General features: G+C 61.5%; 10 protein-coding genes. 7 read left to right on the forward strand and 3 right to left on the reverse strand.

Annotated features, from left to right (window positions below; all coding sequences use genetic code 11):
- Positions 1 to 286 precede the first annotated feature (286 nt).
- From OH764_RS00570 to OH764_RS00580, 3 genes are all read left to right on the forward strand, one after another.
- Positions 287 to 1264, forward strand: a complete 978-nt coding sequence (locus OH764_RS00570; RefSeq protein ID WP_027804494.1) for an AAA family ATPase — start codon at positions 287 to 289, stop codon at positions 1262 to 1264.
- A 233-nt stretch (positions 1265 to 1497) separates the two neighbouring features.
- Complete coding sequence (locus tag OH764_RS00575) at positions 1498 to 2604, forward strand: NAD(P)/FAD-dependent oxidoreductase (protein WP_498847643.1); 1107 nt, start codon at positions 1498 to 1500, stop codon at positions 2602 to 2604.
- A 155-nt stretch (positions 2605 to 2759) separates the two neighbouring features.
- On the forward strand, positions 2760 to 3071 hold the full coding sequence (locus OH764_RS00580; RefSeq protein WP_498847644.1) for a high-potential iron-sulfur protein: 312 nt from the start codon (positions 2760 to 2762) through the stop codon (positions 3069 to 3071).
- Positions 3072 to 3325: 254 nt separating this feature from the next.
- Here the strand turns inward: OH764_RS00580 and OH764_RS00585 are convergent, their stop codons facing one another.
- Positions 3326 to 4864: an amidase gene (locus OH764_RS00585; RefSeq protein WP_498848848.1), complete on the reverse strand. Its 1539-nt coding sequence runs from the start codon at positions 4862 to 4864 to the stop codon at positions 3326 to 3328.
- A 207-nt stretch (positions 4865 to 5071) separates the two neighbouring features.
- The gene (locus OH764_RS00590; RefSeq protein WP_498847645.1) at positions 5072 to 5770 is read right to left on the reverse strand and encodes a dienelactone hydrolase family protein; all 699 of its coding nucleotides are present in this window, start codon (positions 5768 to 5770) and stop codon (positions 5072 to 5074) included.
- A 305-nt stretch (positions 5771 to 6075) separates the two neighbouring features.
- On the opposite strand from OH764_RS00590, the gene OH764_RS00595 reads away from it, so the two are divergent.
- Together OH764_RS00595 and OH764_RS00600 are read left to right on the forward strand one after the other, a co-directional pair.
- Positions 6076 to 7176, forward strand: a complete 1101-nt coding sequence (locus OH764_RS00595; RefSeq protein WP_498847646.1) for an NAD(P)H-dependent flavin oxidoreductase — start codon at positions 6076 to 6078, stop codon at positions 7174 to 7176.
- Positions 7177 to 7620: 444 nt separating this feature from the next.
- A complete protein-coding gene (locus OH764_RS00600; RefSeq protein ID WP_498847647.1) occupies positions 7621 to 8766 on the forward strand; it encodes a branched-chain amino acid ABC transporter substrate-binding protein in 1146 nt (381 codons plus the stop codon).
- A 104-nt stretch (positions 8767 to 8870) separates the two neighbouring features.
- Here the strand turns inward: OH764_RS00600 and OH764_RS00605 are convergent, their stop codons facing one another.
- Positions 8871 to 10082 carry an MFS transporter gene (locus OH764_RS00605; RefSeq protein ID WP_498847648.1) on the reverse strand — a complete coding sequence of 404 codons (1212 nt, stop codon included), beginning with the start codon at positions 10080 to 10082 and terminating at the stop codon, positions 8871 to 8873.
- Between the two features lie 234 nt (positions 10083 to 10316).
- Here OH764_RS00605 and OH764_RS00610 point away from each other — a divergent pair, with 234 nt between their 5' ends.
- Together OH764_RS00610 and OH764_RS00615 are read left to right on the forward strand one after the other, a co-directional pair.
- Complete coding sequence (locus tag OH764_RS00610; RefSeq protein WP_498847649.1) at positions 10317 to 10979, forward strand: HugZ family pyridoxamine 5'-phosphate oxidase; 663 nt, start codon at positions 10317 to 10319, stop codon at positions 10977 to 10979.
- A gap of 396 nt (positions 10980 to 11375) precedes the next feature.
- Positions 11376 to 11678, forward strand: coding sequence for an H-NS histone family protein (locus tag OH764_RS00615; RefSeq protein WP_020067195.1), 303 nt, complete (start codon positions 11376 to 11378; stop codon positions 11676 to 11678).
- Positions 11679 to 11961 lie beyond the last annotated feature (283 nt).

Here is an 11961-nt window from a genome sequence, read left to right on the forward strand (position 1 = left end):
AATCTCCGGTGACTGCGTCCGGCAGCGTTGTTAGATGGCCATCTTACGCCTGATGAGCAGAACGCTTTTCTGACAGGTTAAACGGGGCCGGGTTCAGCAACAATGCATTTCCTGTCGGGCCGGTAATCCGGACGGCGCTTCCCCCGCCCGTCTCAAACGACCGGCTGTTTAGCAGCAGAGCCGCGCGACTGCTGGCTTGCGTGGCGATTTGTCCTCGTTAAACTGAACCTGAAACGGCGCCCGGCTTGGGTGCCGCCGAGCAAGGCCAGCCAGAACGGGGTGAGCAATGACAACAGCAATGGTCAAACAGGAAATCGCCGTCGCATCGTTCAGTCAGGTGTACGACCTCGATCAGGTCGAGACCGCTTTGAACGATCTCGGCGAAGGCGCCAACGACGCGCTGCGTACAACCTACGAAAAGATGCTGAAAACCGGCAATCTGCGCTTCTGCGTCAAGCCGAACCGCATGCCGTCTATCGACGATCTGATCGACGCACTGCCAAACTTTGCCGACCCGCTCGACGATATTCGCAAGCAGGTCGCCCTCTGTCTCGAGACGGAAGACCGGCTCGAACTGATGCCGATTCTGCTGCTCGGCGACCCCGGCATCGGCAAGACGCATTTCGCGAAGCAGTTAGCGCGCCTGCTCGGCACGGCTTATCACTACGTCGCGATGAGTTCGTTGACGGCTGGGTGGATTCTTTCCGGTGCGTCGTCGCAATGGAAAAATGCGAAGCCGGGCAAGGTGTTCGACGCGCTCGTGAACGGCAGCTATGCAAACCCTGTTATCACGGTCGACGAAATCGACAAGGCTACCGGCGACTCGCAATACGATCCGCTCGGCGCGCTGTACGCGTTGCTGGAGCACGACACGGCGCAGACTTTCATCGACGAATTCGCTGAAGTTCCCATCAACGCCGGCCATGTGATCTGGATCGCCACAGCCAACGACGAGCGCTCGATTCCCGAGCCGATCATGAACCGGATGAATGTGTATGAAATTCCGCCGCCGGACCGTGACGGCGCGCGCCGGATCGCGCAATCCATCTACGCGGAAATTCGCGGCGCACACAACTGGGGTCTGCGTTTTCCCGAACAGATCGGAGAGGGCGCCCTCGAGGCGTTGAAGAATGCGTCGCCACGCGAAATGCGCCGCGCGATTCTGAACGGCTTCGGCGCCGCGCGGATCGACGGGCGCGACGAGATAGGCGGCGGCGACATCCGGCTCGACTATGGCAATCGTCGCAGACCGATCGGCTTCTAACGTTCCTGCTCGCTCCTCTGCGCTTGTTTTGGGCGCCGATGCCCGCGTTACGCCGCCTCGGGAACCACGGAGGGCATCAAGCTCAGTGCGGCGTCGTACAATTCCACGCAGCGGGTTGCGAAACGGCAGTGCGTTCGCCAGCGAGCGGTGTAAGACGCTCGTTGGCTGCATGCTGGCGTCATCTATATTGGTGAACGAGGCGGCGCGCGGCGAAGTTGGCTGCGTCGAGGGACATGGACCAAATCGAATGTGTCGTAATCGGCGCGGGCGTGGTCGGGCTCGCGGTAGCGCGCGCCCTCGCGGCGCGCGGGCGGGAAGTGATCGTGCTAGAAGCGGCCGAGGCCATTGGCGTAGGCACGAGTTCGCGCAACAGTGAAGTGATTCACGCGGGCATCTACTATCCACGCGGCTCGCTCAAGGCAACGCTGTGCGTGCGGGGACGCGAGATGCTCTACGACTACTGTGTCGAGCATAACGTGCCGCATTCGCGCTGCGGCAAACTGCTTGTAGCGACGTCGTCCAATCAGATTCCGCAGCTGGAAAGCATCATGCACAAAGGCCGCGAAAACGGCGTGCTCGACCTGATGCGTATTACCGGCGACCAGGCGCAGGCGCTCGAACCGGCGCTCGAATGTGTGGCGGCGGTCTTCTCGCCGCAGACGGGCATTGTCGACAGTCATCAGCTGATGCTTGCGTTGCAGGGCGACGCCGAGCGCGATGGCGCGGTGTTCGCGTTTCACTCGCCTGTGGAGGCAATCGAAGCGAGTAATGGCCGATTCATCATCAAAGTGGGCGGCGACGCCCCTGCCACCATCAGTTCGGCTTGCGTGATCAACAGCGCCGGGCTGCACGCAAACGCGCTCGCCCGCCAGATCCGCGGACTCGACGCGCGGCACGTGCCGCCGCTTTATCTCGCGCGCGGCAACTACTTCGGTATCTCGGGGCGCGCGCCGTTCAGCCGGCTGATTTATCCGATGCCCAATGAAGCGGGACTCGGCGTGCATCTGACAATTGATCTGGGCGGCCAGGCGCGCTTTGGTCCCGACGTCGAATGGGTCGATGCAATCAACTACGACGTCGATCCACGGCGCGCCGAATCGTTCTACGCGGCAATCCGCGCGTACTGGCCGGCGCTTCCCGACAATGCGTTGCAGCCCGCCTATGCGGGCATCCGTCCAAAGCTGTCGGGCCCGGGCGAACCTGCCGCAGACTTCGTGATTCAGGGGCCCGCCGCGCACGGCGTGCGCGGACTGGTCAATCTGTTCGGCATCGAATCGCCGGGACTGACCGCTTCGCTCGCGATCGCGCAACGGGTCTGTGAGTTGAGCGGGCGCGCGTGAGGAGGGCGGCTGCGTCTGCCGCCATGCTGCATCAATTCGTACCGATTCGCTTATCTCTATCATTTGAGCCGTCACGCACGGCGGCTTCATTGCTATGCTTGGGGACCGCTGTCGATAGAACGGCGATCAGTTCAATATAAATGGAGTGAGTCCCCATGAAAGCTTCCCGTCGTACGTTTTTGATCACCAGCATCGGTGTTGCCTCGTCGCTCGCGCTGTCCCGCCAGGCCTTCGCCGATGCGCCGAAGGTCGCCGAAAGCGATCCGACCGCGCAAGCGCTCGGCTACAAGGAAGACGCCAGCAAGGTCGACAAGGCGAAGTTCGCCAAGTACGCGCCGGGCCAGGACTGCGGCAATTGCAGCTTCTATCAGGGCAAGGCGGCAGACCCGTACGCGCCGTGCCCGATGTTCGCCGGCAAGCAGGTCGCGGCCAAGGGTTGGTGCAGCGCGTATAACAAGAAGGCGTGAACGCGTGGCCCACATGCTGCGCTGACTTGTAATGTGAAAAGCGCTGCAATATTGCGGCGCACGTTCAATGACCTGTCACTTGGGCGTCTGCCGCCATGCGCGGCAGACGCCCTTTTTGTGGCTTCGCCGCGCGGACGCATATTGACGCTCACACAGAACATCACGGGACACTTTCCGGAGGTGCGATATCTGCATGGCGTTGGCGTCGGGCGTGTCATAGCTGCTGAGCCCGAGTCGAAGAGCAACTGCGCCGCCTAGGTGCGCGCCCTGATAAGCGGCGGCCGTTTGTTGAACCAGGGACGCGCCGCTTCCAGTTGCGCGGCGAGGCGCAACAGCGTCGCTTCGCCACCGTCGCGAGCAGCGAACTGCACACCCATCGGAAGTCCACGTGCATTCCAGTAAAGCGGTATCGACATGGCCGGCTGGCCGCTCAGATTGAACAACTCCGTGCAGCCTGCCCACGCAAATGCTTTATTCGACGCTTCGGCGAGCAGCTTCTTTAGCAGCGGCTCAAGCGGCATGGCGCTGACGGCGCGCATTTGCATGCGTTCCGTCGAAGTCGGCTGCATCTCGCCGATCTTGATTGGCGCGCTCGCAAGCGTCGCGCACAAGATCACGTCGTAGCGCTGCAGCAAACCGGTCAAACGTTCGGTGATGCGGCGCTGTTCTTCGAGCGCAGCGGGCAGGCCGCGTTCGCCGAGCTTGCGGCCCACGTGCGCCATCACCCATGTTGAGATTTCGAACTCGCCGCGCAGCGGTTTGCGCCCGGTGATGCGCTCGGCGTTCAGCACGAGATCTTCCGCAGTGACGGACCAGAGCGTGAGAAACGCGTGTCTGACAGCCGCGAAATCGATGCCAAGCGAAATCGGCTCGATGTTATGGCCAAGCGAACTTGCGAGTTGCGCGGCGTCCTCCAGTGCGGCGCGCGCATCGGCGGACAGGGACGGCGCAAGCATCGGCTCGGTGACGTAAGCGATGTTCAGCGGCTTACACGGCTCGCGACTCGCGCCGAGAAACGTGCCGGGCGCGCCGAGCGGACGGTCGGCATTGCCAGTAAGAAGGTCGAGCAACACCGCGCTGTCGCGCACGCTGCGCGATACGCCGTGATCGATGCCGAGTTCGCCGGCCGTCACCGCAGCGGGCATGCGCGGCACACGTCCACGCGACGGCTTCAGTCCAAAGAGCCCGCAGCACGATGCAGGAATGCGGATCGAACCGCCGCCGTCCGACGCATGCGCAAGCGGCACGATGCCGGCGGCGACTGCCGCTGCCGCCCCGCCGCTGGAGCCGCCCGGCGTATGGTCGAGATTCCACGGATTGCGGCATGCGCCAAACAGTTCGGGCTCCGTATAAGGCATCTGGCCAAGCTCAGAAGTGCTGGTCTTGCCGAAGATGTTCAACCCTGCCGCCTTGGCAAGCGCGACCACTGGCGCGTCGTCGCCGGGAATGAAGTGACGGTAGTGGCGGCTGCCCATTGTCATGCGCAGTCCTGCAACGGGAGCGCCGAGATCCTTGATCAGATACGGCACGCCGGCAAGCGCAGTCTGCGCGCTCGGCGTCGTTCCTTTGCTGCCGGCGTCTGCGGGATTCGCTCCGTTCGTCATGCTTGCGTCGTAACGCGACGCGCGTTCGCGGGCCGCGTCATAGTCCTTCAGCACGATCGCGTTGATCGCGGGATTGACCGCCTCGGTGCGTGAGATCGCTGTGTCGATCAACTCGCGCGCGCTCGCTTCTCGAGTTCGCACCAGTTCGGCCAGGCCGATGGCGTCATGGGCAAGATAGTCTGATAGCACGACGGAAGAGCCCTCGTTGCCGAATGTTGAATACCGGATATTCATGCGCGCCAACGGCTGCGGCAAACGGGGCGCCGCGATGTTCGAGCCGCTCATGGGCGCGCACAAAAGAAGACGGCGCGTTGGCGACGCGCCGTTCTTGACAGGGTAGCCGACTTACGCGCAGATGTGAGAAGCCGCGCGCCTCGTGCCGACTATTGGCTTGATTTAGGCACGCTCGCCGAGGAACGTCAGCGTGCGGCCATGCGCGAGCGCCGAAGCGCGCTGGTTGTACGACGCGCGGTCCCAGCAGTTGAAGCCGTGATCGGCATTCGGATAGATGTGGAATTCGGTATCCGTGCGGCCCGCAAAGCGCTCTTGAATCTGCCCGACGGCCGACAGCGGAATATGCTCGTCGAGTTCGCCGTAATGAAACTGCATCGGCACCTTGATCTTTGCGGCTTCGTCGAGCTGGTTCTGAATGCCGCCGCCGTAATAGGCGACTGCGGCGTCCACGCTGCCTCGCGCCGCCGCCATATATGCAAGGCGTCCGCCGAAACAGAAGCCGATGGCGGCGATCTTGCCGGCGACCTCGGGCATCGCGCGCAGTGCCGCGGCAGCGGCGCCGATGTCGTCGGCGGCCTCGTTCGCGTCGAGCTTTTGCATCAGTTCGATGCCCTTTGCGCGGTCGGCGCCTTCATACGTCAACTCGACGCGCGGCTGCACCCGCCAGAACACGTCCGGGGCAAGCGCGATATATCCGTCTTGCGCGTACTGATCGGCGACCGAGCGAATATGGCTGTTCACGCCGAAAATTTCCTGAATGATGACGACGGCCGGTCCCTTGCCGCCTTTGGGCAACGCCAGATAGCCGCCGAACGTGTCGTTGCCGGCAGGGATGTCGATCCATCGGAAAGTGGTGCTCATGATGTTCTCCATAGTCGCGCGTTGCGCGCGAGGTGAGTCTGCGAATTGAGTCCAGGTCAACGCAAGAGGCTCGAATGCCTGAAGCGGGCGGTCAGTTTGCCACCAAACGAAAGCCGCTGCAGGCAGGGGTCCGGCAGCCTTGCGCGCAGCCTTCGGAAGCCGTGGCGGCGCGCCTTCTGAAGGCAATCTCGTAAGACGATTGAAACGTTCTCGATAATTCATTTTTCCGTTGCGCGTGGTGCCGGTAGAGTCCACGGTAGTGGTTTGCCGTAATGAAGAGTGGGTCGCGCGAAGGAGAATCGATCATGGGTGAAGTCAATTTTGTGACGCCGTTTGCCGAGCGTTTTGAAATGCGGGTGCCGGTCGTCCAGGCGCCAATGGCGGGCGCGACCACGCCGGAGCTGGTGGCTGCGGTATCGAATAGCGGCGGCCTGGGGACGCTGGCGGCCGCGGCGCTGTCGCCGGAGAAGATTGCAACCGATGTCGCAGCGATTCGCGCGCTCACCGATCGTCCGTTCGGCGTCAATCTGTTTGTATTGGAGCCGGCCTCGCCTGACGACTCCACGGTGCGCCGCGCGCTCGAAGCAATCGACCCGGTGCGCGCGGATCTCGGCTTGCCGCCGGGCCGGCCGCTCGAACGCTATGCACCCGATTTTCGCGCGCAACTGGAGGCGCTGATCGAGTCGCGCGTGCCGGTCGTGAGCTTCACTTTCGGAGTGCTGTCGAGCGAGGATGTCGCGCGGCTTCATGCCAACGGTCAATATGTAATCGGCACCGCAACGCACGTCGCCGAAGGTGTCGCGTGGCGAGATGCCGGCGCCGACGCAATCGCCGCGCAAGGATCGGAGGCGGGCGCGCATCGCGGTACGTTCATCGGCTCATTCGAAGAGGCGCTGGTCGGCACGATGGCGCTCGTGCCGCAACTGGTCGATGCAACCGGGCTGCCGGTGCTGGCCGCGGGCGGCATCATGGACGGACGCGGGATCGTCGCCGCGCTTGCGCTCGGTGCACAAGCCGCCGTGATGGGCACCGCGTTTTTGACGAGCCGCGAGAGCGCGATACCGCAGGCATGGAAAGAGCGGCTGCGTTCGATCACGGACACATCGACTTCAGTGACGCGCGCAATCACAGGCCGTCATGCCCGCGGCATACGTAATCCGCTGATGCAGCGTTTGAGCGACACCCCGCAGAACATCGCGCCGTATCCGGTGCAGAACGCATTGACGCAAGAGTTGCGTCAAACGGCCGCCCGCGCGCAGAACGGCGACTATCTCTCGCTGTGGTCGGGGCAGGGCGCACCGTTGGGGCGCGCGCGACGCGAAGATTTCGGCGCCGCTGAACTGATGGAGCAACTCGAGCAGGAATGGCGTGCGGCGAGCGCGCGTATTGCGGCATTCGGGCGCTGATCGGCATGAGTCAGGCGTACATCGACGCCGCTTGCGTTGCACGTTGTTTTCACAATCAAAAGCCGCTCGAAGCTTATTCCAACGATTAACGGTTTAACCCGCTAAAAGCTTGAGGCCTGGTTCCTCGATGATCGCATTACATAGCGGAAACCCGCATGGGCTGGAGTTCTCCGGCCCGTCATGCAGGCCGGAAACGGTCGCTGTTGGATAAACGCTATTAGTGTTCATCCCACTTCCTCAAAAAAGTCCCACAAATTAATTTGATAGCCTACACTTGCGCGCAAGTACGGGTCGCCGCCTGCCACAAACAGTCCGGCGAACGTGCTGGCCAAGTGCATGAACGATGCAACCGGCGTGGTCGTCCACGGGACTGAGCGACACGTGTAGGGGAAGCGGGGGCACAGGGCGATTACGTTGTTTTTGGGACCGAAACTGGAGACTTACATGAACATCAAGATTCAAAAGCTGTTGCCGATCAGCGCTGCGGCGATGCTGTTCGCGACGTTGGCAACATCGGCTGCGGCTGACACGGTCGTCAAGATCGGTCACGTTGCACCGTTGACTGGCGGTATCGCTCACCTGGGGAAAGACAACGAAAACGGCGCTCGCCTCGCGGTTGAAGAAATCAACGCGAAGGGCCTGACGATTGGCGGCCAGAAAATCACGCTGCAACTCGACGCACAGGACGACGCAGCCGACCCGCGTACCGCTACGCAGGTCGCGCAGAAGCTGGTCGACGATAAAGTCGTCGCAGTGGTCGGCCACCTGAACTCGGGCACGTCGATTCCGGCTTCGAAGATCTACAGCGATGCAGGCATCGTGCAGATCTCGCCGTCGGCAACGAACCCGGCCTACACGCAACAAGGTTTCAAGACGACGTACCGCGTCGTCGCGACCGATGCACAACAAGGTCCGGCACTGGCTAACTACGCAGCCAAGGGTCTGAAAGTGAAGAGCGTCGCGATCGTCGACGACTCGACCGCTTATGGCCAGGGTCTCGCGAACGAATTCGAAAAGACCGCAAAGTCGCTGGGCCTGAACGTGATGTCGCATGACGCGACGAACGACAAGGCTGTCGACTTCCGCGCAATTCTGACGAAGATCAAGGGTGAGAATCCGGACGCCATCATGTACGGCGGCATGGACGCAACCGGCGGCCCGTTCGCGAAGCAAGCCAAGCAGCTTGGCCTGCGTGCGAAGGTGCTGGCAGGTGACGGCGTGTGTACCGACAAGCTGTCCGATCTGGCAGGCGACGCAACCGACAACATCGTCTGCTCGGAAGCCGGCATGGCGCTCGAGAAGATGGAAGGCGGCCCGGCGTTCCAGGCAAAGTATCAGAAGCGTTTCGGCCAGCCGATTCAGATTTACGCTCCGTTCACGTATGACGCGGTGTACATCATCGTCGACGCAATGAAGCGCGCTGGCTCGACCGATCCGGCGAAGATCCTGGCTGCAATGCCGAACACCGACTACAAGGGTGTGATCGGCCAGACGAGCTTCGATTCGAAGGGCGACCTGAAGCACGGCGTGATCTCGCTGTACAACTACAAGTCGGGCAAGAAGACGCTGCTCGACGTGGTGAAGATGTAAAAGTGCATGTACGCGGGCAGCTTGCGCTGCCTGTGAACGCATGATTAAAAAGGCACGCGTACCGTCAGGTCGCGTGCCTTTTCTTTTGATGCCGCGCGTTGTTGCTAGATTTTCAGGCGTCGCAGTACTTTCGGGCCCGCGAACGCAATCAATGCACAACACACGGCGACAACGGAAAGCCCGATCGACAGATTGGTCACCTGCGCGACTGCACCGATCACCACTGGCCCGAACAGCAGCCCGAAATACGCGAGCCCCGCGACGTGCGCGAGACCTTCGGCTGCGTGAATGCCCTTTACGCTCGCCGCGGCAGCGAACAGCACCGGCATCATGTTGGCCAAGCCGAGGCCCATCAAAGTAAAACCGACTAGCGCGGCGACCGGCGTCGGCAGCAGGAGCGCGCCGATCATTCCCGCGAGCGCGAGCGTTGCGCTGCCCATCACGAGTTGCGGAGCGCCAAAGCGCGCGCGCACCGCGTCGCCGGCAAAACGGGCCGCCGCCATGCCGCCGGAAAATGCCGCATAAGCAGCGCTCGCGAGCGCGGGCGTGGCGAGGACGACGTCGCGCATATAGACGGTCGCCCAGTCGTACATTGCGCCTTCTGCGATCAGCGCGACGAGCGCCATGGTGCCGAGCGCCCACAACGCCGGCGAGCGCCAACGATTGGCGCGCGGCGTCGCGGAATCCGGATGTTCGTCGTGCGGCACGTGCGGCAACACTGCCGGACACGCGGCGATCAGCACCAGTGCACTGACGGTGGCCGCCAACGCCAGATGCACGGCCGGCGCCATGCCGTGTGCGAGCAGCGCGCCGCCCGCCGCCGCACCGAACATCCCGCCGACGCTGAACATGCCGTGCAACGACGACATGATCGGCTTGCCCAGCGCTTTTTCGACGGCGCTGGCCTCTGCGTTCATGGCGACATCGAGCGTGGCCATGCCCGCGCCGAACGTTGCCAGCACGATCAGCAGAAGCCAGTAATACGGCACCACCAGGATGAATGCGGCGCAGACCGCCATCACGAGGCCGCCGGTCAGGCAGGCGCGGCGTGTGCCGACACGCGCGATCCACGACGCATTGGCGGCCATCGCGCCGATCGAGCCGCCGGCGACGGCGAGAAGCGCGAGCGACAGCAATGCTGGACTAAGCTGGAAACGATCGCGCACGGTTGGCACATGCACGCCCCACGACCCGTACACCATCCCGGCGATGAAAAACACTGCCATGGTCGCAATCCGGGCTCGCTGACGAACTGTGTAGGACAGGTCTCGGTGAGCGGCGGGAATGGCGGCGAAGTCGGGGGAGCGATCGGACACGGAAGTCTCGTGGAGGAAGATGCGGGAGAAAGCGCACTGAAAGCGAATTTCCGATTCTAACCAGGCACGCTGTCTTATGCTTGAAGCGCCTGAGACCATGAAAGCTTGGGTCCGGAGGCGATCGGCGCCGACTGCAAGCGCTAGCGCCGGCCCCAGGCGATAGCTCAGGAATCCCCCGTGCGACTGCGTTTTCGGGGTCTCCGGCGAGCAGAGCTCATCCATCAAGGAAAGCAATTGAACATTCCTGCACAAGCGCCATTGCACCTGCTGCATACCTCCGCCGTCGGTACGCTCGCGACGCACGCTCGCCAGCCGGAAGGTTTCCCTTATCCGTCCGTGCTGCCGTTCGCGCCAGACGTGCGCCACCGGCCTACGATTCTGGTGAGTCGGCTCGCCGAACATACGCACAACCTGCATGCGGACCCGCGGGCCGGCTTTCTCGTGGTCGACGCGCCCGACGGCGACGTACTCAATGGCCAGCGCGTCACCTTGCTGGGAACGTTCGAACCGGTCGATCCGGCGCCGGAGCTCGTTGCGCGCTATTTGCGCTATCACCCTGACGCGGAGCGCTATCTTGTTCTGGGCGACTTTACGTTCTGGACCATGACGCTCGACCGCCTGCGCTATATCGGCGGGTTCGGTGCGATGGGGTGGCTTGGTGGTGATGAGCTCGACCCGCTGCCCGCGCTGCAATCCGATCAGGAAGAAGCACTCATAGAAGAATTCGCCGATGCGTTTTCAAACCGATCCGGTTATCAGCTCATCGGCGTGGACCGGTATGGCGCCGATTTAAGGAAAGACGGGCTTCGCAAACGTTTTCCATTCGACAGCGGAATGCCTGATCGGGAAACCTTGCACGCGGCGCTAGAAGATTGCATACGGCGACAAACGAATTAGGCGTTTATTGCCGATTGCGAACGACCTTATCGCAGAAAAGACGGCGGGAAATTCCTATCGCAATATGTTACGTGGTCTCATATCAAAGCTTTCATGAAATGACATGTTTGACCGTTGAAACGTATCTTAATTTTCATCTGCTGATAATTAATCCCATAATTACCGACACGACACGGTCTTTCGCTGCAAATTGCGGACATGGCTAAATGAAAGGGAACGCGCAGACAGGGCGCCGGAAGGAAAGTTTTTGAAACGAAGAAGTATTAGTTTCATGCCAATGCATTTGTAGTCTTTCTATTTTGTGTTAATCTCGCGTTCAAATTCCGAGGCATGAACACCTTCAAAGGGCAAGCTGGCTAAGACTGGCAGTCGTTAATTCAAACCACAAGGGAACCTATGTCTTCCTACAAGGAACTACTCGCTCAGCGAGAGAAGCTTGAAAAGCAGATCGAAGAGGCTAAGTCGCGCGAATACGCGGAAGTGCTGAACGAAATCAAACAGAAAATGGCCGACTACGGCATCTCGCTTAGCGAACTGGGTGGCGGCCGCGCACCTAAAGGCGCCAAAGCCGCGCGTCCGCGCGCCGGCGTTGCACCGAAATATCGTGACCCAGAATCCGGCAGCACATGGTCCGGGCGCGGCAAACCGCCGCGTTGGATTGCCGGTCTCGATCGTGAGAAGTTTCTGATTCAAAAGTAATTCCCTCGGAATTACTCAGATGTAAATGGCTGCCCCATTAAATGTAATACGAATACGAGCGGGTCGGACTAGCGCCGATGCCTCGTCATGAAAGGTCGCGTGCTGTTCAGAACGCGGCCTTTTCATTGTCGCGCCTAACTCGCCCGAAGTTGCCGCATGCGCTGCTTGGCGTAATTGGAATGCGAATAGTTTTCGTTTTCATAAGCGGCTGATTTTTATGGATGTTTTTCGAGTCGGCGCAGTTTAAGAAGGCCCGGCGGGTAGAATGTAGGCATTGAACTCC

The sequence above is a fragment of the Burkholderia sp. M6-3 genome (genome assembly GCF_050858985.1).
GTDB classification, from domain to species: Bacteria; Pseudomonadota; Gammaproteobacteria; order Burkholderiales; family Burkholderiaceae; genus Paraburkholderia; species Paraburkholderia caledonica.

Bases quoted from the DNA above. Each gene is read 5' to 3' on its own strand.
- OH764_RS00600 (WP_498847647.1), top strand. From the start codon at position 7,621: ATGAACATCAAGATTCAAAAGCTGTTGCCGATCAGCGCTGCGGCGATG.
- OH764_RS00575 (WP_498847643.1), top strand. From the start codon at position 1,498: ATGGACCAAATCGAATGTGTCGTAATCGGCGCGGGCGTGGTCGGGCTC.
- OH764_RS00570 (WP_027804494.1), top strand. From the start codon at position 287: ATGACAACAGCAATGGTCAAACAGGAAATCGCCGTCGCATCGTTCAGT.
- OH764_RS00595 (WP_498847646.1), top strand. From the start codon at position 6,076: ATGGGTGAAGTCAATTTTGTGACGCCGTTTGCCGAGCGTTTTGAAATG.
- OH764_RS00615 (WP_020067195.1), top strand. From the start codon at position 11,376: ATGTCTTCCTACAAGGAACTACTCGCTCAGCGAGAGAAGCTTGAAAAG.
- OH764_RS00590 (WP_498847645.1), bottom strand. From the start codon at position 5,770: ATGAGCACCACTTTCCGATGGATCGACATCCCTGCCGGCAACGACACG.
- OH764_RS00580 (WP_498847644.1), top strand. From the start codon at position 2,760: ATGAAAGCTTCCCGTCGTACGTTTTTGATCACCAGCATCGGTGTTGCC.